The 24,648-nt window shown below is 66.1% G+C and carries 23 protein-coding genes and 2 pseudogenes; 17 read left to right on the forward strand and 8 right to left on the reverse strand.

Annotated features, from left to right (window positions below; genetic code table 11):
* Window positions 1–63: 63 nt before the first annotated feature.
* From MXA07_RS01000 to MXA07_RS01055, 12 genes and pseudogenes are all read left to right on the forward strand, one after another.
* Window positions 64–360, forward strand: coding sequence for an SUI1 family translation initiation factor (locus tag MXA07_RS01000; RefSeq protein WP_247730191.1), 297 nt, complete (start codon window positions 64–66; stop codon window positions 358–360).
* Between the two features lie 246 nt (window positions 361–606).
* On the forward strand, window positions 607–1,947 hold the full coding sequence (locus MXA07_RS01005; RefSeq protein WP_247730192.1) for a hypothetical protein: 1,341 nt from the start codon (window positions 607–609) through the stop codon (window positions 1,945–1,947).
* A gap of 5 nt (window positions 1,948–1,952) precedes the next feature.
* Window positions 1,953–3,356 (forward strand): outer membrane protein assembly factor BamB family protein, encoded by a 1,404-nt coding sequence (locus tag MXA07_RS01010; protein ID WP_247730193.1) that lies wholly within the window; start codon window positions 1,953–1,955, stop codon window positions 3,354–3,356.
* 214 nt (window positions 3,357–3,570) lie between these two features.
* Window positions 3,571–4,089, forward strand: coding sequence for a hypothetical protein (locus MXA07_RS01015; protein WP_247730194.1), 519 nt, complete (start codon window positions 3,571–3,573; stop codon window positions 4,087–4,089).
* A 236-nt stretch (window positions 4,090–4,325) separates the two neighbouring features.
* Window positions 4,326–4,808 (forward strand): GNAT family N-acetyltransferase, encoded by a 483-nt coding sequence (locus tag MXA07_RS01020; RefSeq protein WP_247731688.1) that lies wholly within the window; start codon window positions 4,326–4,328, stop codon window positions 4,806–4,808.
* Window positions 4,809–4,861: 53 nt separating this feature from the next.
* A pseudogene (locus tag MXA07_RS18255) lies at window positions 4,862–5,387 on the forward strand (PLP-dependent transferase); the annotation flags it as partial.
* 319 nt (window positions 5,388–5,706) lie between these two features.
* Window positions 5,707–7,419: a Na+/H+ antiporter NhaC family protein gene (locus MXA07_RS01030; protein ID WP_247730195.1), complete on the forward strand. Its 1,713-nt coding sequence runs from the start codon at window positions 5,707–5,709 to the stop codon at window positions 7,417–7,419.
* 364 nt (window positions 7,420–7,783) lie between these two features.
* Window positions 7,784–9,013 (forward strand): putative manganese transporter, encoded by a 1,230-nt coding sequence (locus tag MXA07_RS01035; RefSeq protein ID WP_247730196.1) that lies wholly within the window; start codon window positions 7,784–7,786, stop codon window positions 9,011–9,013.
* Window positions 9,014–9,100: 87 nt separating this feature from the next.
* On the forward strand, window positions 9,101–9,394 hold the full coding sequence (locus MXA07_RS01040) for a DUF433 domain-containing protein (protein ID WP_247730197.1): 294 nt from the start codon (window positions 9,101–9,103) through the stop codon (window positions 9,392–9,394).
* A 51-nt stretch (window positions 9,395–9,445) separates the two neighbouring features.
* Window positions 9,446–9,742: pseudogene (locus tag MXA07_RS01045) on the forward strand (DUF5615 family PIN-like protein); the annotation flags it as partial.
* A 229-nt stretch (window positions 9,743–9,971) separates the two neighbouring features.
* Entirely contained in the window at window positions 9,972–10,907 is a 936-nt protein-coding gene (locus MXA07_RS01050; RefSeq protein WP_247730198.1) for a hypothetical protein, read from the forward strand.
* Between the two features lie 225 nt (window positions 10,908–11,132).
* Window positions 11,133–11,840 carry a class I SAM-dependent methyltransferase gene (locus MXA07_RS01055; protein WP_247730199.1) on the forward strand — a complete coding sequence of 236 codons (708 nt, stop codon included), beginning with the start codon at window positions 11,133–11,135 and terminating at the stop codon, window positions 11,838–11,840.
* A gap of 256 nt (window positions 11,841–12,096) precedes the next feature.
* Here the strand turns inward: MXA07_RS01055 and MXA07_RS01060 are convergent, their stop codons facing one another.
* Both MXA07_RS01060 and uvrB read right to left on the reverse strand, forming a co-directional pair.
* Window positions 12,097–12,561, reverse strand: a complete 465-nt coding sequence (locus MXA07_RS01060) for a hypothetical protein (protein WP_247730200.1) — start codon at window positions 12,559–12,561, stop codon at window positions 12,097–12,099.
* 151 nt (window positions 12,562–12,712) lie between these two features.
* Window positions 12,713–14,779, reverse strand: a complete 2,067-nt coding sequence (uvrB, locus tag MXA07_RS01065) for an excinuclease ABC subunit UvrB (RefSeq protein ID WP_247730201.1) — start codon at window positions 14,777–14,779, stop codon at window positions 12,713–12,715.
* 188 nt (window positions 14,780–14,967) lie between these two features.
* On the opposite strand from uvrB, the gene MXA07_RS01070 reads away from it, so the two are divergent.
* Window positions 14,968–15,453, forward strand: a complete 486-nt coding sequence (locus MXA07_RS01070; protein WP_247730202.1) for a hypothetical protein — start codon at window positions 14,968–14,970, stop codon at window positions 15,451–15,453.
* Window positions 15,454–15,560: 107 nt separating this feature from the next.
* Window positions 15,561–15,833, forward strand: coding sequence for a DUF7553 family protein (locus MXA07_RS01075; protein ID WP_247730203.1), 273 nt, complete (start codon window positions 15,561–15,563; stop codon window positions 15,831–15,833).
* A gap of 151 nt (window positions 15,834–15,984) precedes the next feature.
* Here the strand turns inward: MXA07_RS01075 and MXA07_RS01080 are convergent, their stop codons facing one another.
* The gene (locus MXA07_RS01080; protein WP_247730204.1) at window positions 15,985–16,494 is read right to left on the reverse strand and encodes a universal stress protein; all 510 of its coding nucleotides are present in this window, start codon (window positions 16,492–16,494) and stop codon (window positions 15,985–15,987) included.
* A 142-nt stretch (window positions 16,495–16,636) separates the two neighbouring features.
* Here MXA07_RS01080 and MXA07_RS01085 point away from each other — a divergent pair, with 142 nt between their 5' ends.
* Window positions 16,637–16,813, forward strand: coding sequence for a hypothetical protein (locus MXA07_RS01085; RefSeq protein WP_247730205.1), 177 nt, complete (start codon window positions 16,637–16,639; stop codon window positions 16,811–16,813).
* Window positions 16,814–17,018: 205 nt separating this feature from the next.
* Here the strand turns inward: MXA07_RS01085 and MXA07_RS01090 are convergent, their stop codons facing one another.
* From MXA07_RS01090 to MXA07_RS01110, 5 genes are read right to left on the reverse strand one after another with little or no spacing between them, the layout of a single operon-like run.
* Complete coding sequence (locus MXA07_RS01090; RefSeq protein WP_247730206.1) at window positions 17,019–17,897, reverse strand: cytochrome c oxidase subunit II; 879 nt, start codon at window positions 17,895–17,897, stop codon at window positions 17,019–17,021.
* Window positions 17,898–17,900: 3 nt separating this feature from the next.
* Entirely contained in the window at window positions 17,901–18,875 is a 975-nt protein-coding gene (locus MXA07_RS01095) for a WD40/YVTN/BNR-like repeat-containing protein (RefSeq protein WP_247730207.1), read from the reverse strand.
* A complete protein-coding gene (locus MXA07_RS01100; protein ID WP_247730208.1) occupies window positions 18,872–20,383 on the reverse strand; it encodes a DUF7972 family membrane protein in 1,512 nt (503 codons plus the stop codon). Before MXA07_RS01100 ends, MXA07_RS01095 begins: the two co-directional genes overlap by 4 nt.
* 25 nt (window positions 20,384–20,408) lie before the next feature.
* Complete coding sequence (locus MXA07_RS01105; protein ID WP_247730209.1) at window positions 20,409–21,455, reverse strand: TIGR00341 family protein; 1,047 nt, start codon at window positions 21,453–21,455, stop codon at window positions 20,409–20,411.
* Window positions 21,452–22,018: a hypothetical protein gene (locus MXA07_RS01110; protein ID WP_247730210.1), complete on the reverse strand. Its 567-nt coding sequence runs from the start codon at window positions 22,016–22,018 to the stop codon at window positions 21,452–21,454. Before MXA07_RS01110 ends, MXA07_RS01105 begins: the two co-directional genes overlap by 4 nt.
* 203 nt (window positions 22,019–22,221) lie before the next feature.
* On the opposite strand from MXA07_RS01110, the gene MXA07_RS01115 reads away from it, so the two are divergent.
* Both MXA07_RS01115 and MXA07_RS01120 read left to right on the forward strand, forming a co-directional pair.
* Window positions 22,222–22,665, forward strand: a complete 444-nt coding sequence (locus tag MXA07_RS01115; protein ID WP_247730211.1) for a hypothetical protein — start codon at window positions 22,222–22,224, stop codon at window positions 22,663–22,665.
* 267 nt (window positions 22,666–22,932) lie between these two features.
* Entirely contained in the window at window positions 22,933–24,570 is a 1,638-nt protein-coding gene (locus MXA07_RS01120) for a permease (protein ID WP_247730212.1), read from the forward strand.
* The last annotated feature ends 78 nt before the right edge of the window (window positions 24,571–24,648 follow it).

A 24,648-nucleotide genomic window follows, 5' to 3' on the forward strand; every position in this document is an offset into this window, starting at 1 on the left:
CGCCACCCGGTGCCGGAACACGTCTGCCGCAGACCTATGCCGCTCGGGACCGTACCACAGGGTGTGTCTAACGACGACGGCCTCGACGACCTGCTCGACGAACTCGACACGCACGGCGATCTCGACGCGGCGGAGCAAGTGTTGCGGATCCGGACGGAGAGCCGGCGGTACGACAAACCGGTGACGATCGTCGAGGGGTTCGACCTGCCCAAATCGGAGATCGAGTCCCTCGCGTCGGACTTGAAGAGCGCGATGGGGACCGGCGGCACCGTCGACGAGGGCCGGATCGAACTGCAGGGCGATCACCGGGATCGGGTGCCGGACATGCTCCGCGACCGGGGCTTCGCGGTGCGAGAATAGCCGTCTCCCGGGCAATCGCGCCGATGTCACTTTTGCGTTCGGTGAGACCTTAAGGATATCTTACATATAAAATGAGTACAACCTCTTCAGGTTGTTTTCCCCCATATTTCGTTCAATAGATCGAATATATGTGCATTACAATAAAATCTGCATAGATATCTAATAGGAAAATAGATATACAGTACAAATATTCAATATTCTAAAATAAAAAGTTTTATAATATGCTTGGGGAGATTACTTATTGCCATGTCGAACAACAATGCGGTTCGGAAGTTTTCACGGATGGGTAGGCGTCGATTCCTGAGCACTCTCGCCGGACTTGGCGTTTCTGTCAGCGCGTTACACGGCCTATCGTCGGATGTAGTGGCCGAGCTCGACCTCGATCCGAGCCGCGAGGTGGTTCGGCAAGCCGGGTACGTTCACACGAATCACGAGGCCGTCAAGCGGGGAGCTAGCCCGAAACGGACGCCCGTCTACTACAAAATACCGCGGTATCGGTGGGAACGGATCGAAGCAGCGCACGACGCTCGACGGCAACTTGAGGCCGAACTTGCCGAACGGGGTGTGAACTGTTCTGCATGGGTGACGACGAACGAAAGCGACGAAAAGATGGTTAAAATCGAGGTAATAGACGAGGGTTCGATGTCAACGAGGGCGTTTCAGCGGGTCGAATCCCGTATTCCAACCACCGTAGATGGCGTGGCTGGAAGGAATACGAAAGCCCAGAGCAATGCACGCGAGATCCCGGTCACTGTGACGAAGGAAAAAGCGGCGAAACCGAGTCCGGAACCTGTCGATCCGGTACCGCTTCTGAACGGTCCCGACCCCGACGATTTCTACTACTGGCGAGATTGGTTCCGTGTCCCAGCCGGTGCTGCATGCATGTTCGTCGATTCGATGAACGCGGACGATTTTGAGAATGCAGGAATGGGCACCCTTTGCACTCCGGTAGACGATAACGGGACGAAGAAAATGCTCACGGCTGGTCACAACATTCTAAAAACGACCCCGAACGATGACGATGACAATACTCCGATCGGTTTATTGGAAGAACCTCCAGAGAATGGTTTCATCGATGCGGATTTTGGTACCGATCGAGCAGAATTTTCTGGATCGGGTTACGACGTCTTGGACGGAGCGTCGCTAAATCTCATCAACGCTTCGAACGTCGAGTACGAGTTCGCGACGCTCGGCGGCGGGACGAAAGGCGATATCTTCGGCAGTCTCTCGGCGGACCGACTCAAAGATATCGAAGATCACGGGACGGGCTACTACGAAATGTTGCGGCAACAGGGCGCACGAACGGGAGAAGGAGGCGGATTCGGAATCGAAGAGGTGAACGACAACTCGTTCCGAACGGATCGCGATCACGACGAAGTTCAGACAGGGGATTCCGGCGGTCCCGTTCACCTTCTCAATGATGCTCCGATTCGAAAAATAGACGGATTTGTCCCGGCGGAGAATGTTGATATGAACATGGGAACGTTCTCGTATATTGCCGGCATTCACAGTTGGTCCGACGTGAACAAGAATACCAACGCGACTGCTGTTCACGTAATCGAAGACAAATTCGGGGTTGAGGTCTAACGACGATGGATGGTGGCCGATCGACCTGGGACCGACGCGAAGCGCTCCGAGTCGGGACGCTTGCGAGTCTGCTGGGAATCGCCGGCTGTACGGAATCCTCGAACAACGGCCAGAGCGGATCAGTCGACGGTTCCGAGAATGGTCCCATCGATCGGTCAGGGAACGAATCAACGGGCGACGAATCCGAATCGGATCCCGAAGCGGACGAACCAACCCTTGAACCCGCGGATGGCTGGCAAGGCGTCGACCCGACCGGCGAGATCACGTATCGCGACGATCCGAACTGGCGATTGCTCGGTCACGATACCGGGAGCACGTTTCACAATCCCCACGCCGACGGCCCATCGGACGACCCCCAGGTGCGGTGGACGGTTCAGGGCATAAACGATCCGCTCGCAGGATTTAATCACCATCCACTCATCGTCGACGGAACTGTGTACGTCATCCAGGAGCGAGATGGCGCTACATCGTCGTCTGGTTCGAGCGACCCGGAGAAAAATCGAGGGGCCCAGTTCGTAGCGGTCGACGCCGAGACCGGCGAGTCGGAGACGGTTTTCGAGTTAGATGGGCGGATTACGCGCCCGACGATCGTCGACGACATCGTCTACGCCGCGGTGGGTGGGGGCGTCGTGGCCTACGACCTTCAGGAGGAGCGGTTTCGGTGGCGAACGGACGACGTACTGGTGTATCCATCGTCGATCCGTGTGGTCGGAGACGTACTCGTCGCGCTCGATCAGGAACAGATGTACTCTTATCCGGAGTGGGAACCGCTCCCGCAACTGTTCGTTCTCGACGCTGCGGATGGAACGATTCTGTGGGAGGCCGCTGGCGACGGTGGCGGCGGTTCCCAACCGAGACTCCCGATCATTGCCGACGGGTGTACATTTTATCCCGACACCCCACTCGTTCGTTCAGTCGATGAGATGACACCGGCCGCGATGCTCCCCATGCCGATCTACTATCCCGTCCTCCGGGACGGGGAGTTGTACGGATCGAACGAAGGGGGCCTGGTGTCGATCGATTGGTCAACCCTAAAAACCCGCTGGGAATACCGGCCCGAAGATCGATCGATCGGCGGCGGGTGGGTCGCCGTATTCGACGATATCGTCGTCGTCGACGACTTCCGCGGCCCAGGGTTCGTCGGTCTCGATCGCGCAACCGGCGACCGACGCTGGGCGACGACCATTCGTGAGAATCGTATTCCGGCGGCATACTTAGCTAGCACATCCGACCGGGTTTACGTGGCCCACCAGGGCGGCGCGGCGTCGGCAATCGATCCAGCCGATGGCACGGTCGTATGGACCCTGGACGAAGAAGGCATGGAGTGGGGACGGGCCGACGGTTGTGCACTGGCAGACGATCTGCTGGTGACGGTCGGGCGCGACGGGACGTACTTCGCCATCTCCTGAGCGCACGCAGTCGGCGATTTGTTGTCGGGTCGGTGTCCGATCCAGTCATCCCCGAACCCAGCCCCCGGCATCGATCGGTGGCGAGCGGCCCCGGGCCTGCTTCGTGATCGGGTTTCGCGGTGCAGGCCTAACATAGCCAGTGCTATAGCTCGGAGAAAGATCGATAAACAGAGTCCCCCAGAGGATTATTTTCCAAATGGTCGTATCGTATACTATGGAGAGCGGGAAGGACGAGGCGGTCGATAACTGGCCGTGGGGCCAGTACGAACGCCTGACAGGGATAGAAATTGCGTACGAAGACGACCATCTCGAAACGGAGCACATACCGCTAACGCGCGACTATGAATCAAGGGGCCCGGAGGCGATCAGTTACCGCCCAAGTACCGGTCACTGGTACGTCGAACGGCGACAGGAGACCGCAAGCGGAGACGAAATCTGCCCGACGCTGGTCCCCCGTGAACGGGTCTACGTCGTCATCGGCTATCTCCGATACAGTACGCTGGAGGCCCAACGAGAATTCGGCGACTCGGAGTTCGAGCGAGTACGGTACGACGATGGGATCGAATTCAGGGAGCTACCGAACGAGAACGAGGAACTACTCACCCCGATAACGTTTCATCCGTCGACCGAACATTGGCAGTGCGTCGTGCGCGATCTGAAAAATCTCGAGAATCGCCAACCGATCGTCACGCACAGGATACTTCCGAGAGAATCGGTGGTCTGGGTAACGTGATACCGTTCGACGGCGCTTCGTCGTGACGGAGACGGCTGCATCCGGGTTGGCGTCGTACACTCATCTCCGAGGGACTGCAGTTCTATCCGGATTCGTGAAACCACGATCGACCGAATACCAGCTCCGTGTTCGGGAGGCGACCGGTCCCGTCCAACTCCACCTGCAGCCGTCCAAATTCGCTTGATGGAACCACTTTATCCCTCGTCGGTGAAGTCGGACCTATGGGACAACGTAACATATCAATCAGACCGGCGACGACGGCCGATCGAGAGGCGATCCGCGAGGTCGCCAGGGACACCTGGCACGACACCTACGACGAACTCGATCCTGAGACGATCGCCGAGACGGTCGCGGATTGGTACGACGACGAATCCTTCGCCGAGGCGCTCGAAACGCCTGGGACTGCGGTTCTCGTCGCCGAATCCGAGGGAGAGGTCGTCGGGTTCGCCCACGGCGTCGTGAGCGAGGACGAGGGCGATATCCTCCGGATGTACGTCCATCCGGACCACCAGCGAGAAGGCATCGGGACGGCGCTGCACGAGCGGCTCCGGACGGCGCTGGAGGACTTCCACATGAATCGCATGCGCGCGATCGACCTCGCGACGAACGAGGGCGGTCGGCGGTTCTACGAGCAGCTCGGGTACGAACAGAGCGGCGAGGGCGAGGTCGAAATTGGCGGCGAAACCCGGAGAGAGGTCGTCTACACGCTGGAGCTGTAACTCGTTCGCCGGGCCGTCGCATCCGATTCGACGCGTACGGAACGTCCACGGATGGTCCGGCGGTTGGCGTCGTCGACGCGACCGATCTCGACGCGGTCGAGGCGGCCGTCGACGACCGGACGAAACTGGTCTGGCTCGAGACGCCGACGAGCCCGCTGATCCGGCTCTGCGACGTCTCGGCGATCGCCGACCCGCCCGCGAGCACGGCGCGCTGGTCGGCGTCGACAACGCCATCCTCAGTCCGTACTTCCAGCGACCGCTCGATCTCGGCGCGGACCTCGTCGCCCACAGCACGACGACGTACCTGAACGGCCACAGCGACTCGATCGGCGGGGCGGTCGTCACCGACGGCGCGGCGCTGGCCGAGGAACTCGAACTGACCCAGGGGATCACCGCCGGCGGCGTCCTCGCGTTCGAACTGGCTGGCACGCAGGACGACGCGATCGCCGTCCTCGAATCGCTCGAGGAATTCACGCTCGCAGTCAGCCTCGGCGGCGTCGAGTCGCTGGTCGAACTCCCCGCGGCGATGACCCACGAACCGCTCGATCGGCCCAGCGCGAGGCCCTCGGAATTACCGACGCGTTCGTCCGGATGTTCGTCGGCGTTGAGGCCGTCGACGGCCTTCGAACCGATCTGGAACGCGGGCTCGAGCGCGTTTCAGCGGTCGAGTCGGTCGCGGGCGGGGACGATCGAGATCGCACGTTCGCGCGCGAATCGGAAAATACAGGGGTGGAAGGCGAGTCGAGCACCGGTCGGCACAGCCGTGCGTGAACGATACGCATCGGACCGGCCAGTACGGTCGATGTTCATTCGCCAGCCGATCGCCGTCACCGATACCGTCGAAAGTTGAATAGTGGGAAACACTAATATCTAAAGACGTAGATGACAGTACGAAGCTATGACGACCGACCTCGTCTCGGCATCACCGTACGGCGCACTGTCACTCGTCCCGCCGCTGCTCGCGATCGCGCTGGCGATTATCACCCGCCGAGCGCTACTGTCGCTGTTCATCGGCGTCTGGGCGGGCGGCGCGATCGTCGTCGCGGAGCGGGTCGACTCGAAATTCGAGTACCTGGCCGTCCCGTTCGACGCCGTCGTCGAATCGTTCGGGTGGATCGTCGCTTCGTTCGGGGAGAGCACGTTCCACGCCGAGATCATCACGTTCACGTTCCTGCTGGGAGCGGGCATCGCCCTGATCTGGCGGATGGGCGGCTCTGTCGCGCTCGCGAATGCGGCGGCGAGTCGCGTCGATTCCCACAGACGGGTCGGACTGGCCGCGTGGCTGTTCGGCCTCGTGTGGTTCTTCGACGACTACGCCAACACGGCCATCGTCGGCTCGGCGGTCAAGGACCTCTCCGACGAGATGCGGATGTCCCGCGAGAAACTCGCGTACATCCTCGACTCGACGGCCGCCCCCGTCGCGACCTTCGGCATCTCGAGCTGGGTCGCCTACGAGATGAGCCTCATCAGGACGGAGTACGAGAAGATCGGCGGCGAGACGCCGTCGGTGATCGTGACGTTCCTCTGGTCGATCCCCTTCAACGTCTACTGCCTCCTGGCGCTAGTGATGGTGCTCATCATCGTCCTCACCCGCCGGGACTTCGGGGAGATGCTCGACGCGGAGACGCGCGCAAAGCGGACGGGGAACGTCATCCGCGAGGGGGCGACGCCGCTGCAGAGCATGAAGGAAGACCTCGGTGAACCGGCCGTCGACGACCCGAAGCTACGAACGTTCCTCCTGCCGATCGCCGTGCTCGTCGTGGTCGTCATCGTCGGCGCGGTGATCTCCGGGTTCAACGCAGGTGACGTGACACCGTCCGGCCTGGTTACGGACGGCGACGTGTTCTTCGATCTCATCAATCTCGACGCGCTCCTCGAACTCGTCAAAAACGTCGACTTCACCGGCGCGCTCGTCTGGGGCTCGTTCGGGATGGTCGCCACCGCGCTCCTGATGGGGCTGCGAGACGGCGTGTTCGACCTCGAAGAGGGGATGGAGACCGTCCTCGACGGCTTCGGCATCATGCTCACCGCCGTGACGATCCTGGTGCTCGCGTGGTCGATCGGCGCCGTCGCGGGCGCCCTCCAGACCGGCGAGCACGTGACCTACCTCACCGCGGACTACGTCACGCCGACGCTGCTACCGGTCGTCATCGTCCTCACGGCGGGCGCCGTCGCGTTCTCCATCGGCTCCTCGTGGGGGACGATGGCGATCATCACGCCGATCGCGATCCCGATGGCGTACGCGATCGGCAACGGCTCGCCGGAGTTGCTGTCGGTCGCCGTCGGTGCCGTCTTCTCCGGATCGATCTTCGGCGACCACTGCTCGCCCATCTCCGACACGACGATCCTCTCCTCGACGTTCGCCGGGTCGGACCACATCGACCACGTCCGCACGCAGATCTACTACGCGGTGACGGTGCTGGCCGTCGCCGTCGTCGTCTACCTCGTCTACGGGTTCACCGGCGTCACGCCGTTCCTGCTCGTCCCGCTCGGCGGGGCCCTCCTCGTCGCGCTGGTCTACCTCCTCTCGGAGCTCGACGCGGGCCGAAAGGGCGTCGCCGCCCAGCCGTTTGCGAGCGTCGGCGCTCGCGAGTCACCGAGCGACGACTGACGACCGGCCCACCGGGGACGAGTGCCGAACCGTACCCCGGGCGACTGACGTACCGCCGGGCCCCGGCCGACGAAGGCCCGATCCCAACCGGACGTCGATTCGCAAACACCGTGTCCGGTCGTCGATAGGCCGATCGTCACTCCAACCTCCCGATCGACGGGGCGCGTCTGCTCCCCGTTCGTCCCGGTTCTCGACCGCGTGGCGCCTGTGTTCGAGCGGGCAGTCCCGGTTCCTCGTTTCGAGCCGCCGCCTCGTCGTGCCGACGAAACCTATTTACCATAGTGTGCTAAATCGAAGTTTAGATGGATCTAATCCATACCAGCTCTCCGCGATTCGTCGCCGCATCGGGTCGGAGGGGGTGCTCGTGACCGAGTCCGTGACGATCCTGCTCGAATCGCTGCGAGACAGTTACGTCCAGGTGAGCGTCTTCGTCGCGGTCACCGTCCTCCTGTTCGGCCTCGCCCAGTACCGGACGGACGGCGCGTTGCTCCGCAGGCTCGAGGACAACGAGCGACTGCAGCCACTCTTCGGCGGGTTACTCGGCCTGACGCCCGGCTGCGGCGGCGCGATCGTGGTCATGCCGCTGTACGTGCGGGGGTCGGTCAGCTTCGGCACCGTCGTGGCCACGCTGGGGGCGACGGCCGGCGACTCCGCGTTCGTTATCCTCGCGCTGGCGCCCGAAGCCGCCCTCTACGCCTACAGCATCGCCCTCGTCGCCTCCGTGGCCACGGGCTACCTCGTCGACACGTACGGGATCGGCGTCGGCCGGGTGGACGCGGCCGTCACCCGGATCGCACCCGGCGCAACCGCCACCGACGGCGGCACCGTCGTCAACGAGCGCATCGGGCCGAACCCCGCCCACGACTACCCGTCCGGGTCGCCGACGCACTCCCACGAGGCCGGCCCCGACCGCTCCTCGCCGATCCTCACGCCGCTCTCGCACGCGGCCCACGTCGCCTGGTGGCTCGCGGCCGTCGCCGGGCTCGTGCTCGGGACCACCTACCTGCTTCGCGGCGGGCCCGAACTCGCCCTCTCGGTCGGCGCGAACTTCGCCGGCGCCTTCACCGTCGTCGGCCTCGCGGGCGGCGTCCTCTCGCTGTACCTCTACGCCGTGGGCCGGCACTACGTCGGGGAGGGCCAGGTCGCCCGCGCCCGCGACTCGTTCGGCTCGGTCTACGACACGCTGACCCACGCGGCGATGGAGACGAGTTTCGTCACCCTCTGGGTGATCGTCGCCCTGGCCGGCTACGAGTACGTCGTCCTCCTCTCGGGACTGGACGTCGCCGCCATCGCCGCGACGGCCGGCGTGCTCGCGCCCATCGGCGGGGTGGCGGTCGGACTGATCCCCGGTTGCGGCCCGCAGATCCTGCTCGCCAGCGTCTACGCCGAGGGCGCGCTGCCGTTCTCCGCGCTCGCGTCCAACGCGATCGCCCAGGACGGCGACGCACTGTTCCCGCTGCTCGCGATCGACCCGAAGGCCGCGATCGTGGCGACGATCTACAACGCCCTGCCGGCGCTCGTCGTCGGCGTGGCGCTGTTCGTCCTCTGGGAACCCGTCTTCGGCATGCCCGAGTTCGGCTTCGGCGTGGCGTAAAGAGGAGCTCGTCGGTCACGCTGGAATTGTGCGTTCCGGTTCGGCCGGGACAGTATATTTTTGCACGAGCGGGTCCAATGGAGACGTATGGCGACCAGCGAGGCCCACCGTATCGCGGACGATCTCATGGGCGAACCCCACGTTCAGGGCCGTCGCATCTCGGTCCGGCAAGTGTACGCGCTCGTCGAAGAGCGCGGTGTCGATCCGGAAACCGTCGCGGACCGGTACGACCTCGACGTCGCCGACGTGTACCACGCGCTGGCGTACTACCACGATCACCTGCGCGAAATGAACGCCGTCGAACGCGATCGATCGGAAGCGATGGACGAGTTCCGGGAATCGATCGACCGCCCGGACGGTGTGGCCCCCGACGAGGCGTGAGATGGACGGCTGGCAGTTTCTTCTCGACGATAATACGGCCCCAAGGTCCGGACGTATCTGGCGAAGGAGGCCGTCGGTGCGGAACACGTCCGCGATTCCCTGTGGCAGGGCGCGGACGACGAGTCGGACGTCCTTCCGTACGCCCGAGCGCAGAACCTGATCGTCGTGACGAGCGACGTCTCGGATTTCGGCGGGCTCGCAGACGACGCCCACGCCGGCATCGTGCTCCTGTACGACGATACGACGCCTGCATACCGGATAGCCAGTGGGCTCCTCGCGATGATCGACGCGTACGGATCGCGGGACGCCTTCGGCAATCGGGAAGAACTGGGCGCCTGGATTCGCTAGCCAGTGTGGAGGCGAGCCCCGCAACGCCGGCGTTCGGTTGGGTGGCGTCTGTTCCCATTCGTGCGGGCTAACTCGCCGTTCCGGCGCTCGTCGTCGGCGTGGCGCTGTTCGTCCTCTGGGAACCCGTCTTCGGCATGCCGGCGTTCGGCGTCGGCGTGCCTGATAGTGAGCGGCCTGCAGGTGTAACCCGTACTCCGATGGACCGCCGCGTGCTGTCTGTACCGGTTCCATGCCCGATCTCCATCCCCGACGCCTCCGTTCCTCGGGCGCGCTCGTCCGGAACGCGATCGCCCTGGCGCGCGAGGATCCGCGGGCGTTCGCGATGGCCCTGGACAGACGGTGGTACCACCGGCGCTACGGCCACCTGGGCGACGAGTTCGTCGACGCCGACTGGGACACCCTCGTCATCATGGACGCGGCCCGGCCGGACATCCTTCGCGACCTGGATCCGTTCGACGCGCCGATCGAAGACCGGTACTCCCCGGGTAGCTACAGTAAACAGTTCATGGAGCGCCAATTCAACGGACGGCAACTCCACGATACGGTCTACGTCACGGCGAACCCGCACGTACACGACGTCGAAGATGGCGTGTTCCACGCGATCGAGAACCTCCTCGAAACCCACTGGGACGAGGATCTCGAGACGGTCCCGCCGGAGGCCGTGACGAGCGCCGGGCTGGCGGCCTTCGAGACCTATCCCGACAAACGGCTCGTCGTCCACTTCATGCAGCCGCACTTCCCGTTCATCGGACCGGTCGGGCGGACGGTGCCGGCGGGGATCGGCACGCGAATCGACGACCGGGAGAGTCCGCACCCGTGGCAGGCCCAGAGCGAGGGACGCGGCGTCGGCCGGGAGCGGCTCCGCCGGGCCTATCGCGAGAATCACCGGGTAGTCCTCCCGAACGTGCGCGCGCTCGTCGAGCGCCTCCCGGGACGGACGGTCGTCACCGCGGATCACGCCAATCTGATCGGCGAGCGTGGGTTTCCCGTTCCGATCCGGCTGTACGGCCACCCCGTCGATTTTCCACACCCCGATCTCCTGCGAGTCCCGTGGGTCCGGTTCGACGGCGAGCCGAGAGCGGTCACGGCCGAGGCGCCGGTCGAGCGAGCGTCGATCGAGACCGACGTCGTCCGTGATCGCCTCGAATCGCTCGGCTACGCGTGACCGACTCGCGCCCCCGGAACCCACTGTAGCCGAGGATTGGGCCCGTCTGGTACGAAAAACGGACGCTCGACCCGTGCGAACGGAATCCGTCCATCCCGTACGCAACGCGGAAAGTAGTCCTGTACGGGCGGATTACTTAGGCGCTGTCGGGGTCCATACGCAGGGACCCCGGTCGGCCAGCGTCGCACGGACCCCCGCCGGACCGGCCACCGATTCCGATCCACCATGGCCTCACCTCGTACCATGCTCGCGAAGGCGATCGCCAACCCGCGGAAGATACCGCCGTACCTTCACCGACGCCTGTTCCGTACCGATCCGATCGAGCGACCCGGCGTCGTCACGTTCGAGGAGGGCGGGTTCGTTTCCAGTCCGGCCGACAGACCGGAGTTCAGTTCGAAACTGTATCGCGAAGTGGCCGACATTCGTGCGATACTGTCCGAGCACGTTCGGCCGTCGACGATCGAGCGCGCGCTCGAGATCGGCTGCGGTTACGGGCGCCTCTCGCCCTGGCTCACGGAGTTTTCGACCCGGGTCGTCGGCGTCGACGTCAACGCGGCGCCGCTGGCGAAGGCGCAGTACCTCCACCCGGAGGTCGACTTCAACGCGGCGTCGGTCGACGCGCTGCCGTTTCGCGACGATTCGTTCGGCTTCGCCCTCTCGTGGACGGTACTCATGCACGTCCCCCCGGAAACCATCGAGCGAGCGTGCGCCGAGCTATCGCGGTGTCTCGCCGACGGGGGCTATCTGCTCCTCGCGGAGAACTCGATGCGAGCAAACGACGGGCCGACGGTGTGGGGCCGAACGCCGGAGACGTACGCCTCGCTACTCGGCATGGAACTCGTCGAAATTCGCGGAAAGCCGGTCGAACGGACGTACGGGACGGACGAGGCACTCCGGACGACGGAGCAACGGCTGGCGCTTCTCAGCGCGTGAGAGACGGGGCGCTCGAATACGATAATCCACTTCGATGTCGAGCCCCACTCTCCACTCGAGGGGAACTAGGATGTTGGCTGTCGTGGTCGATTCGAGAGCCGCATCCGCGAGTGGCGGTGGCGCTTACGGCATCCTCGCGAGCGAAGCGAGTGAGGGTTCGGAAGAGCAAGCTCTTCCGGTGTTTTTCATCGACGGTTTTGAATAGTGTGTCAGCGCGCGGAGTACAACGTGATCGAGGCGCGTTCCGTTCGTGGAATCAGTCGGAGGGGGTCGACGGAACCACCCGGCCGGAAATCGACCCGTTCGCGGTGACGCCAACATAGACGATATCGTCTTCGAGTTCGACGTACGTGTTCGGGCCAGGCTGGTCGGTCCGCGTCGGCGCGGACCGGTCGATTAGCGACTGCAGCGCCGCGATCGTGGCGTTGTACCGGTCGTCGTCGACGGTGACCACGGTCCCGTTTTCACCGTGGCGGTACCGCTCCAGGGCGGTCTGAAGGGGTTCGGTCGACTGTATCGTCTCGTTGGTGTAGTGGACTGCGTCGGCGGGCGGATCGTCGGCTTCGTCGACGACGATCTGGCCGTGGTGAGGAAGGCCGGCTGGTGCAGGCTCGGGACCCCCATCTGACGAGGGCGTGTCGCCTATCGGGGCGCCGTTCAGGCAGCCCCCGAGGAGGACGAGCGCGACGACTGTGAGGGCGGGAATCGATCGAGGGGACATTGGTAGGTCGTTGGTTGTGTAGGGTGATGATTGTTGGTCAGACAATCACGCCAAACTCGCGTTCGATCTCGCCAATGTACGTCGCCAGAGCGACGTTTGAATCGCCGTTGTACACTATTCTAGTTCATTTCCACTTAAGAAAATATGGCGGTTAGAAATCCTCGACGGGCGGCGCGATCCCTTCCTCGTCGTCGCCGTGACCGTCCAGGCCGAACTCCTCGCGGACCTCGATGATGCGGTCGCGAATGTCGGCCGCCAGTTCGAACTCCAGGTTGGCCGCGGCGTCGTCCATCCGGTCTTCGAGTTCCTCGACGTACCTGGCGGCCTCGTCCTCGTCGTCGAGTTCCCGACCGGAGATGGTCTTCGTCTCGGTCTTGCTGCCGGGCAGGTTGGTCTCGCCGACTTCCTTCTCGATCGTGGTCGGTTCGAAGCCGTGCTCCTCGTTGTACGCTTGCTGGATCTCTCGACGGCGCTGGGTCTCCTCGATCGCGGACTCCATGGCGTTCGACGGGGAATCGGCGTAGAGGACGACCTCGCCGTTGACGTTTCGCGCCGCCCGGCCCATCGTCTGGACGAGCGTGGTCTCGCTGCGGAGGAAGCCCTCCTGGTCGGCGTCCAGGATGGCGACGAGGGAGACCTCCGGGATGTCCAGGCCCTCCCGGAGGAGGTTGATACCGACGAGGACGTCGATCTCGCCGAGGCGCAGCGAGCGGATGATCTCGTGGCGTTCCAGGGTGTCCGTCTCGTCGTGCATGTAGGCGACGTCGACGCCGGCCTCCTCCAGGTACTCCGTGAGGTCTTCGGCCATGCGCTTGGTGAGGGTCGTGACGAGGGTGCGCTCGCCCCTGTCGATGCGCTCGTCGATGCGATCCATGAGGTCGTCGACCTGCCCGGTGGCGTCGGCGACCTCGACCTTCGGATCGACGAGGTGCGTGGGTCGAACGATCTGCTCGACGATGTTGTCGGAGTGTTCCCGCTCGTAGTCGCTCGGCGTCGCGGAGACGTACAGCGTGCGGTCGGTTTTCTCCTCGAACTCCTCGAAGGTGAGCGGCCGGTTGTCGTAGGCCGTCGGCAGGCGGAAGCCGTTCTCGACGAGCGAGTCCTTTCGGGACTTGTCGCCGGCGTACTGGCCCTTGATCTGGGGGATCGTCTGGTGGGACTCGTCGATGACGGTCAGGAAGTCGTCGGGGAAGTAGTCGAGCAGAGTGAAGGGCGCGTCGCCCACCTCGCGCTCGGAGAAGTAGACCGAGTAGTTCTCGATGCCCGAACAGTAGCCCGTCTCCTCCATCATCTCGAGGTCGAAGGTGGTTCGCTCCTCGATGCGCTGAGCGGCGACGAGGTCGCCCTGGCGCTCGAAGTACGAGATCCGCGAGTCCAGGTCGGAACGGATCTCCGCGATGGCCTGCTCGAGCTGGGATTCGGGGATCGAGTAGTGCTCCGCGGGGTGGACGAGGACGGCCTCCTGCTCGCCCTTGGCCTCGCCCTCGAGCGGGTCGACCTTCACCATGCGGTCGATCTCGTCGCCCCAGAGTTCGACGCGGACGGCGTAGCGGCCGTACATCGGGAAGATCTCGAGGGTGTCGCCGCGGACGCGGAACGTGCCCTGCGTGAAGTCGACGTCGTTTCGCTCGTAGTTCAGGTCCACGAGGCGTTTGAGGAGGTCGTCGCGCCCGACCTCGTCGCCGACCTCGAGTCGCATCGCCATCCCCTCGTAGTTGCGCGGGTCACCGAGGCCGTAGATCGCCGAGACCGAGGCGACGACGATGACGTCGTCGCGGGTCAGTAAGGATCGGGTCGCGGAGTGGCGCAGGCGGTCGATCTCGTCGTTGATCGAGGCGTCCTTGTCGATGTAGGTGTCGGTCTGTTCGACGTAGGCCTCGGGCTGGTAGTAGTCGTAGTAGGAGACGAAGTACTCGACGGCGTTGTTCGGAAAGAGATTCCGGAACTCCTCGTAGAGCTGGGCGGCCAGCGTCTTGTTGTGCGCGATGACGAGGGTGGGCTGTTCGAGCTGTTCGACGGTCCAGGAGACGGTGTTGGTCTTGCCCGAACCCGTCACGCCCAGCAGCGTCTGCTTGTCAGCGCCGGACTCGTAGCCCTCGACCAGCTCCTGGATGGCCTCGGGCTGGTCGCCCGCGGGGTCGAAGGGGGCGTCGACCCGAAACGGAGCGTCGGCGTCCGGTCGGTCGGGCTGGAGGGGCCCCGAGTGCGTCTCGCTCATAGTGAGCGCCGTACGAACTGGACCACCTTGACCCGTGCGGTCTCGGATCTCGAATCGGACCGCGCTTCGAGAATCGACCGGATCGAGCTTCGGAATTCGGTCGCGGTGCACTTTCCGATTCCAATACCGGTAGCAGTGACGGCGTTCGGCCGGTACACTTTAGGATTCGGTCCAGACAGGGACAGTCGATGGAAACAGGTAGCACATTCGACGGAATGGATACGGCCACGAAACTCGTCCTGGTGGGCGGCGCCGTGACGATCGTCGCGGCGTTTCTCCCCTGGATTTCGATCGAACTTGGGCCGTTCTCCGAGTCGGTGAGCGGCATCGACGGCGACGACGGACTGCTCACGCTCATCCTCGCCGCCGTGGCGATGGCGGTGGCCTACGTACGCGAGTGGAGTGCGCTCACGGCCGGTGGCGTCGTAGTGCTCGGCGGGCTCGCAGCCCTGCTCGGATTGCTGTATATTTCCGACCCGTTGATGGGGGCGGACATGTCGGACGCCGAGCGCGAAATGGCCGGGTCGATTGCCAGTCCCGAGATCGGGCTCTACGTGACCGTTCTCGGGGGTCTGATCGTCGCCGCCGGCGGCGTCACGGGCTATCAGAACCGCTCGACGGCCGAATCGACGGGCGCGGCCGTCGAGGCGACGAGTTCGGAAGCCGATAACTGAGCGCGTTCGAAGCGTCCTCCGGTGACCAAGCGGCGGCCCGATCGAACGCCCGGTCGGCGACTCGGGTCTCCCACACCCTCTTCTACGTCCTCGTGGTACCGAGCTGTATGCCCGACGACACGCACCTCCAGCAGGCTCGGCGCGAACTCGAGGGAGCCGTCGATCGAGCCGACGGCGGGAGCAGGGACGACCTGCGCAATCTGGCCGCCGAGCTCGCCGCGATCGAACGGGACGACCAGCCGGCCGACCACGCCGTCGTCGACGGCTACCTGAACCAGTTGCGCCAGTCCAAGCAGGAGGTTGGCGACGACGTGGAGAGCGACATCGACGCGGCGATCGAGGCGCTCTCGGCGTATCGCGACGGACTGGAGAACGCCTGAAACGATCGGCACCGTGCCCGTCGATCGGGGGTCTGGCTGAGACGAGCGAGTATCAGGATTCGACGACAGCTCGAGGACGCGGACCGGCTGGTCTCCAACGCCCCGCGAAACGGGGACGACCGCCGCACCCGTTCGCCAACGGAGTTGGAATTCAACCGGGAAGATAGAAATCAGATTTCGGTGACTCGTACGGAGATTCGTCCCTGAGCGCGGCGATCTTGGCAGGCGTTCGATCTCGAACGATGACGACGTCGTAGGACGAATCCGCCGCAACGGTTCCACCGACACTGCTCAATGCGGTGACGAGGTGACCGGCGTTTTCACTGCCGATGAAGACCATCGAAGCGTCCTCCGTCCGCGCCAGCTGCCGCAGTCGGTTCGCTATCGAGCCGGACGACGCGTACCGATCGACGACGATGTGCCGGAAGTTCGCACTCGGACACAACCTGGTCACCTGCTGGTGTAACGTCGACACGACGGCTTCCAGCTCGAACGCATCATCCCCTTCGATCCAGCCGCGATCCCGGGCGTAGTCCGCGTTCCCCTTCGGGATCACGCTGACGGCCAACACGTCTTCCTCGAAGACGTTCCCGAACTCGGTGGCGCGAACGAGGGCTGCTTCGGCGAGTGCAGACCCATCGAACGGAACGACCAGTGTCATAGAGCCACATTGATCAGTATAACTAAAACAGTCCGGGTTCGTTCCACGCAGGTAGTAATCGACGGTCAGCCCGACACTTTTCGTCTCGAGAATCTCCGGAACGGAGAGACAGTTATTTCAATCCTGAGTTTTGACAGTAATTATGGGTGAAAGTGATTCGGCGATGCAATCGCTCACGATCATCGGGAAAGCACTAGCGCTAATCTTGTTTGGCTTTCAGCTATCGATTATTGCAGCCACTATGGGAGGATACGCTATACTATTCGTCGGTGGGCTGCTCACCAGCTTCGTCGGAGTGGTGTTCGCGATATTCGAATGAACGGCGGATCTGTCACGAGGGACCCGTGGTGGACAGGTTCGACGTACGTGAGCGTCCGGCGATCCGCCTCTGGAGGACCAGTGCAGTCAGTTCGTCGCCGCCTAATCGGCGCCGTGACCGCCGTCAGAATCCGCCACCAACACCAGACGCTCCATTCGTCGGTCCGAACGGAGTAGTAGAACGGATCGATCCTACCTGGCGTACCTCACCCGGTCGGTTCCGGCGGTTCGGTCACGTTCGACCGCCCCGCGTGAGTCGCGAGCCACGTCTGGAAGGTATCCTGATCGACGACCGTCACGGTCGCCCGCATGGTGGCGTGGCCGGTCCCGCAGAACTCCGTGCAGCGAGCGCGGTACGCGCCGGGTTCGGTGACGTTCGTCCGCAACGCGGTCTCGCGACCGGGGTAGACCGTCCGCTTGAGGCCGAGCGCGGGTACCGAAAACGCGTGGAGCACGTCGCGACTCGTCGCGAGGAGGCGGACCTCCTCGTCGGCGGGCAGGACGAGTTCGCCGCGCGTCGTCACGTTCGCCGTCGGATACCTGAAGCGCCACTCCCACTGGGCGGCGAGGATCTCGACGTCGGCCGCGGCGGCGGTATCGTCGGGCGCCAGTCCACCGTCGCCACCGATCGCTGCGTCGCCGCCGACCGCCCCGGCCGGCGCGGGTGTGAAGTAGGGCGTGGCGAGGACGGGGTAGGCCGCGACGCCGGCGAAGACGAGAACCAGCGCCGACGCGACCACCCACGCCACCTCGAGGACCGGTCGTTCGTCGCTCCGGTTCGCCGGGGTTCCCTCTCGAGCGGTCCCGTAGACGAGCAGGGCAAACAGGCCCGCCGTGAGCGGCAGCGCGACGACCAGCAACTCGACGGCGAGGCCGTCGATGCGATCACGATTCGCCGATTGGGCGACGACGGGTGCCGCACAGATCGACAGCCCGACTATCGAGGCGACCAGCCACCAGATCGACCGACCGTTACTGGCCCGGAGCTGCCGGCTGAGCAGCCGCCAGCCCAGTCGCGCGACCGAGAGGATCGCCGCCCGGACGATGCGGGCGGCGCCGCCGTCCGAATCGGCGGATCGGCCCACGGGTCAGTACCGGCGCTCGAACGCGGTCCCCGACTCGCCGACGACGACGGGCGGGGAGCGGGCCGTGCCGAGCGTGACGGCGTGCAGTTCGTTTCCAGAGGGCAACCGGTCGGGGTCGGTCCACTCGCCGTACCGTCGCTCGTAGACCGTGCCGTCGACCGCGACCGCCAGGGCGTCGTACCGGTCACGGACGAGCGCGCCGACCGGTTGCTCGCCGAGCCGCGAGCGCGTCCACTCCTCGCCGTCGTAGCTGAAGACGGTCCCGTTGCCGCCGGCGACGGAGACGTGCCCGTCGTCGACGGCCGCGACGGCCGCGAAGTCGACTTCGGCGTCGGCGATCCCGATCCGGTCCCAGGTGCGACCGCCGTCGGTCGATGCGAAGACGCCGCCGTCGGTGTCGATCGCGTAGGCGCCGGCCGGCGCCGAGAGGTCGATGTCCGCGAGCGTCGAGCCGCTCCCGGGTTCGACGACGTCGGCCCACGCGACTGTCGCACCGTCGCGCCGCCCGGCGAGCAGTTCGCCGGACGTGTTGACGACGAGGAGCCGTTCGGCGCCGTCGACGCCAGCGGCCGCGACCGCGCTCCAGGAACTCGTCTTCTCATTCGGGGCGGAGAGATCGACGGCGTGGTCGGCGACGGCGTCGTAGTAGCCGAGCGCGCCGCCGTCCCCGGCGACCCAGATCGACCGCCCGGTGCTCGTCACCGCCGCGCTCCGGAGGCCGTCGCCGGCTCCGCCGATCCCGCTCTCGAGTCGAACGGTCCAGTCGCCGTCGTCTCGCGCGATGACGGTTCCGTCCTCGCCGACCGCGTACGCGCCGTCCGCGGCGGTCACGACGTCGTACAGCGCGGCGTCGGTGGGGACGTCGGCGGCGACCCACCGGGGCTCGTCGTCGTGACAGCCGGCGATCGCCGTCGAGGCGCCTGCGGTTCCGACCGCCGCGAGCAGCCGTCGGCGCGAGGTCGTGGGTCGGTCGGTCATCCGTCGGTCGCCCCCGCGTCGTCCCCGTCGGCGATCGCCGGGTCGGTGGCGTCGAGGGTCGTCTCCGGCCGGAGATCGTCGACGGCGTCGGTGGCGTTCGTGCGGTGGTACTCGCTGGTCGGCGTGAACGCGCCGGGGGCGGAGGTCCGTCTGAGGATGGTCGAGACGCGGACGACGTAGGCGAAGAGGACGGCCAGCGGGCTGAACGCGACCGCCAGCGCCAGGCTCACGAGGCCGAGTAGCCACCCCTCGAAGGCGACGGGCGGGTAGCCGCTCGCGTAGATCATGATGACGAGCGACGAGAGCAAGATCGCGGCGGTGCCGCTGTAGGTGATCAGGCGCGAGAGCCGGGCGAGCTCGCGCTGGAGGTAGATCGTCGTGAAGTACTGGCGCGTCGCGTCGGCCGCGACGAACAGCTCCCGGAGGTCTGCGAGCAGGGCGGCCGACCGGTCGTCGAGGTTCGCGTCGAACCGGTCGGCGAGGCGACGGGCCTCGTTCGCGGCGCCGGCGTAGTCGTGGTCGAGCGTCGGCAAGACGACGTCGAACACCGACGAGACCTCGCCCGTGAGGCGGGCCGACAGGGACTCGGCGTGCTCGCGCGTTCGCGCGCCGAAGCCGCAGATCGACTCGCGTCCGTCGGTCGAGGCGTCCGACCGGCGCGGGGACCCGCCGCCCAGGACGGCGTTCGCGTCGCCCTCGTCCGCGTCCTCGTCGACCCGCTCGCCGCTCGAACAGGCGGTCACCAGCGCCCCCGCCCGCGTGCCGAGCGAGCCGGCGAGTCTGGCGAGAAACGGCGCGGGATCGGTCGGGCTGACGCCGTCGCCGTCCGTCTGGGACTCGACCCGGCGACGGAACTCCTGGACGCCGTCGATGCGCTCGGTGAGTCGATCCGGCGTGCCGAACAGCCGCGAGATGATGAGCTGGTTCACCGCGACGACGATCGGGATGAACGAGAACAGGCCGGCGATCATCGTCGAGAACATGGTCGTCACGAATCGGCTCTCGCGAACGCCGATGACGTCGCTCAGCCCGAGCGCCATCGCGAGGACGAAGATGCCGGCGACGAAGCCGCCGACGACGACCATCCGATCGGCCTCTAACAGGAGCCAGCGCCGCCAGCGCCGTCGTTTCGTCGAGTCGGACAGCAGCCGGGCGGCGATCCGGATCCCGGTCCAGAGGATTCGCAGGCCGATCCCGACGAGGGCGACCGTCAGTTCGAGCGCGTACCGGAGGGCTGACCAGCCGACCCCACTGTCGGTGGTATCGGGTTCGTCGCCCTCGGGATCGCGTTCGGTCGCGTCCCGGCCGCGTCCGTCGGGGGTATCGGATCGGTCGCCGTCGAGATGGCGGTCCTCGGTGGTTTCTGAGGCGTCGCCGGTCCGACGGTCGGTCGTCCGTTCGCCGTCGGGCCCGACTCGCGGATCGGCGTCCCCTGCGAGCGGTCGGTCGGCGTCGCCGGTGTCGGCCGAAGAACGGTCCGACCGGGGGCCGGCGGGCTCGTCGGTCACAGTTCCCTCCGTCCGGCCCGTCGCCTCACAGTCGGCCCGAAACCGTGCCGAGCAGCCGCAGCGTGACCAGCAGGAGGGCGAACAGCACGCCCACCCGTCTGAGGATCGCGCCGCGCACCGTGCGGGTCCGAGTGCGCTCGGACGGGTGGTAGCCGACGATCCACAGGGCGACGATCGCGCCGACGTTGATCGCGACGAGGTTCACCGCGACGACGACGAACGACCCGAGCGCGATCGTCGGTTCGCCCCAGGCGACGCTCACGCCGACGACGCCGATCGGGGGCATGATCGCGGCGGCGATCATCACGCCGATGAGGTCGGCGATGCCGGTCGTCGCCATGCCGAGGCCGCCGGCGATCCCCGAGCAGAGCGCCACGGTCACGAGCAGCGAGGGCGGCAGGCCGTGACTGCCGAGGCCGAGGCTCGCCTCCAGGTTCACGGCCGCGGAGACGACCGTCGAGGTCCGCGCGAGCGTCGCGAAGGAGAGCGCGCTCGCGGTCGCGACGCCGATGCCGAGGAGTTGCAACTCGACGCCGCGGCCGAACAGCCGTCGCTCGTCGAGGACGGTCGCGACGCTCGAGGCCATCGCCGGGCCGAGAAGCGGCGCGATCACCATCGAGCCGACCAGCACCGCGACCGAGTTCAGCAACACGCCGGCCGTGGCGACGATCCCGCTGATCGCGGTCATAGCCGCGAAGATGACCGACGGTAGCAACTGCGAGCGCGCCTTCGAGCGCAGTTCGCTTCGCGAGACCCGCTCGAACGAGAGCCACTCCTGCCGCGTCGGCCACGACGGACTCGGGTCGACGACCGCCATCGGCGCCTCGACCACGAGGGTGAGGTCGCCCGGGAGGCGAGCCAGTTCGTCCTCCAGCGGTTCGACGGCGTGTTCCGGCACCGGCGCCGTGATCGTCCACCCCTCGCCGTCGCTGCAGTCGGCGAGGCCGTACTCGAGGTCGTGTCGGTCGAGGACCGTCCGGACGTCGCGGGCCGTCGACGCGTCCGTCAGTACCGTCAGCAGCCGGGTCGTGGACCGCCGGTCGTCCGTACGATCCCGACCGAGGGGGATCACAGTAGCGCGAGGTCATCGGTATCTGGTGGCGCGACGTCGGGGAATGTTCGCTCGAACAGCGACCTGACGAGGGTGCGAACCGTTTCGAGTCGATCGCCGTCGGCGGGGCGACACGACCCGCCGCAGCGACCGATCGGCCCGTTCGGCCCCTCGACGTACGCGAGGCGGCCGTTACACCCCGGACACCGGGGCTCGGCGTGGGCGGCCATCCACTCGACGTCGAAGTCCGAGCGTGCGAGGCGCTCGCCGAGGGCATACCAGACGATCTCGTCGCGCGCGTCCCGTCCGGACGCGGCCTCTTTGAGCCGACCGAGAGCGAGCGCGCCGCGTCTGTAGAGCGCCTCGTCGGGCTCGCCGTGACGACCGTGACAGCGACGAAAGTACGCCGTCAGCGCTCGTTTCGACGACCGGACGGCGCCGGTCGTGAGCGGGGCATCGAGGGCCGCACTGGTCGCGCGATCGGCGGGCTGTGGCGCCCGCTCGGGGCGACCCCGTGCGTCGTAGTGGGCCTCTCGCGAGAGAGACGCACCGCTGTGCGGACAGAACGCGTGTTCACCGATCATGGGTAGTGCGGTCGAACCGACGACGCGGTCGACCGGGACCCAGCGTAGCGGCCCATCGCCCATAAGGAACCGACATACTGGACGGATCTGAAATAAGGAATCGTGGCTTTCGAGGTTGCTATCGGAATTGTACAGATGTTTCGTCAAAAAATGTAACAAATTTGGGGCCCTTATCCGTGCCGGGTTCGAACGGCGGCTGCACCATGGCACCCGGTGATCTCGCTCCGACCGATGCGTCCGCCGCCGACCGGTGGTACTGGTACGTCCTGATCGCCTACCCGGCGTTGAACCTGCTCGGGATCGTCGCGATCGCCCGGCTCGCCGGCGGCGGGTCGATCCTCGCGTCGAGTCTCGCGAGCCTGACCATCCTGATCCTCGTCACCGCCGCCGGCGTCGTCGCGATTCCCGCGCTCTGGCGGGATATCGAGTTCGTCACGCGTGAAACCGAGGCGTGGACGCCCGACCGCGACGTATACGTGGGTTCGGCGATCGCCGTCCCGGCGGGGCTCGGGCTGCTCTCCGGCCTGCTCGCCGGCGTCGGCGTCGCGATCGCCATCGCGCTCGTCGCGTTCCTCCTCGCGACGGTGACCGTCTGCGTCGTCTACCTCTTCAACCGCCACCGGACCGTCGGATTGGCGACCCGATGACCCCGCGGCGATCGAATCGGCCAGGTCGCGGCCAGCGATCGGATCGCTCGGGGGCAAAATGCATCGCTCGCGGCGATCGGTTCGGCTGCAATCGGGGTGATCGATCCGCCCGTCGTTCCACGTTCTCTAGGATTCGCCACCACTTTTAGGTGCGCAACCACTGGTTGTAGCCGGTGGCAGGCCCGGATGACGCGCCCTCGGCGCGGATGACCTCCTGGCCGTACCGACCAGCCGCGAGGCTCTCGCCGCCCGATCCCCACGACTCCCATGCTCTCCGTGATCAACCCGCTCGTAGAATCCAGTAGCGCGGTCGCCGGCGCGGCCGGATCGATCGCCGCCTCTACGCGGACGGGGCTCGAACTCGCGGTGCGGTCCCCGGACGCTGCGATAGTGGGCCCGAAAGTCGTCCCCTCGCACGGCGGGGACGGTGGCCTCGCGGCTCGCGGGTCGTTCCTCCCCGCTCGCGGTTCCGAGGCCTCGCTAGCGCTCGGCCGAAGCCTCCAGTCGGTCGGCCTCGCGGCTCGCGGGTCGTTCCTCCCCGCTCGCGGTTCCGAGGCCTCGCTAGCGCTCGGCCTCGCACTCGCGATCAGACTCCTCGCCCTGCTCGGCTCGCTCCTGGCGGGGATCGTCGAGGGATTCCTGATCGCCTTCGAGATGGCGTGGGAGACGTGGTGGGCGCTCGTGTTCGGCTTCACGGTCACCGGCGCCGTCAGGGAGTTCGTCTCCGCGGCCGCCCTCACCGACTACCTCGGCGACGACGACTGGCGCTCGATCGGCTACGGGGCGCTCTTCGGCGCCTCCTCGTCGAGCTGTTCGTTCTCCGCCGTCGCGACGACCCGGACGCTCTTTACGAAGGGGGCGTCGGCCGCCGCGAGCCTGGGGGCGTTCCAGTTCGCGAGTACGGACCTCGTGGTGGAACTCTTCCTCGTCGTGCTGTTGCTGCTCGGCTGGCAGTTCGCCGTCGCCGAGCTGCTCGGCGGCCTCGTCGCCGTCGTCGTCCTCGGCATCGTCTACCGACGGTTCGTGCCCGACGCGTGGATCGAACGGGCGCGGAGCCACGCCCGCGCGCTCGACGCACCCGAGTGTGCGGCGTGCGGAATGGGAGTCGCGCCCGACGACGAGGGAACGGTCGTCGAACGGGTCGACGGAGACGTGCGGTACTTCTGCGGCGACGGCTGTCGCGGCGCCTACGAACCCGAGACCGACCGGGACGCGGTGACCGCCGGACCCGAACTCCTCTCGGGCGACCGCTGGCGGTCGGCGACGGCCAAGGCGATGGCCGAGTGGGACATGCTCTGGCGCGACATCGTCTTCGGGTTCGCCGTCGCGGGCCTGCTGGCCGCGCTGGTTCCCGCGGCCTGGTGGACCGCCGTCTTCGGCGTCGGCGCCGAGGGGAGCGCCGTTCGACTCCTCTCGAACGTCGTCCTCGGCGCCCTCGTCGGCGCGGCGACGTTCCTCTGCTCGGTGGGGAACGTCCCCTTCGCCGTCGTCCTCTGGCAGAACGGCGTCTCGTTCGGCGGCGTCCTCGCGTTCGTCTTCGCGGACCTCCTGATCCCGCCGCTCGTCCGCACCTACCACCGCTACTACGGCCCCCGGATGGCCGGCGTAGTCGCCGTCGCGTTCTTCCTCGCGGCCGCGACCGCCGGGCTCGCCGTCGAGGTGCTCTTCGGCGGGCTGGGCCTCGTCCCGCCCGTGACCGACGTCGGCGGGACGGTTCCGGGATCGATCGTCACGCTCCTCAACGTCCTCGCGCTCCCCGTCCTCGTCGTCCAGTACCTCGTCACCCTCGATCCGGCCGAACGGGTCCGGCTCGGCGACCGACTCGCCCCGGTCGTCGCCGGACTCTACATCCGGGCGTCGCTCGCTCTCGGGCGACTCGCGTCCGCGATCGAGGAGCGGCGGTGATCGGACCGACGAACCGGGCGTGAGCCGTCGATCCAGACGGTCCGCCCGGCCGCAGCCGTCGATCCAAACGATCCGCCC

The sequence above is a fragment of the Halovivax limisalsi genome (assembly GCF_023093535.1).
Taxonomy (GTDB): Archaea; Halobacteriota; Halobacteria; order Halobacteriales; family Natrialbaceae; genus Halovivax; species Halovivax limisalsi.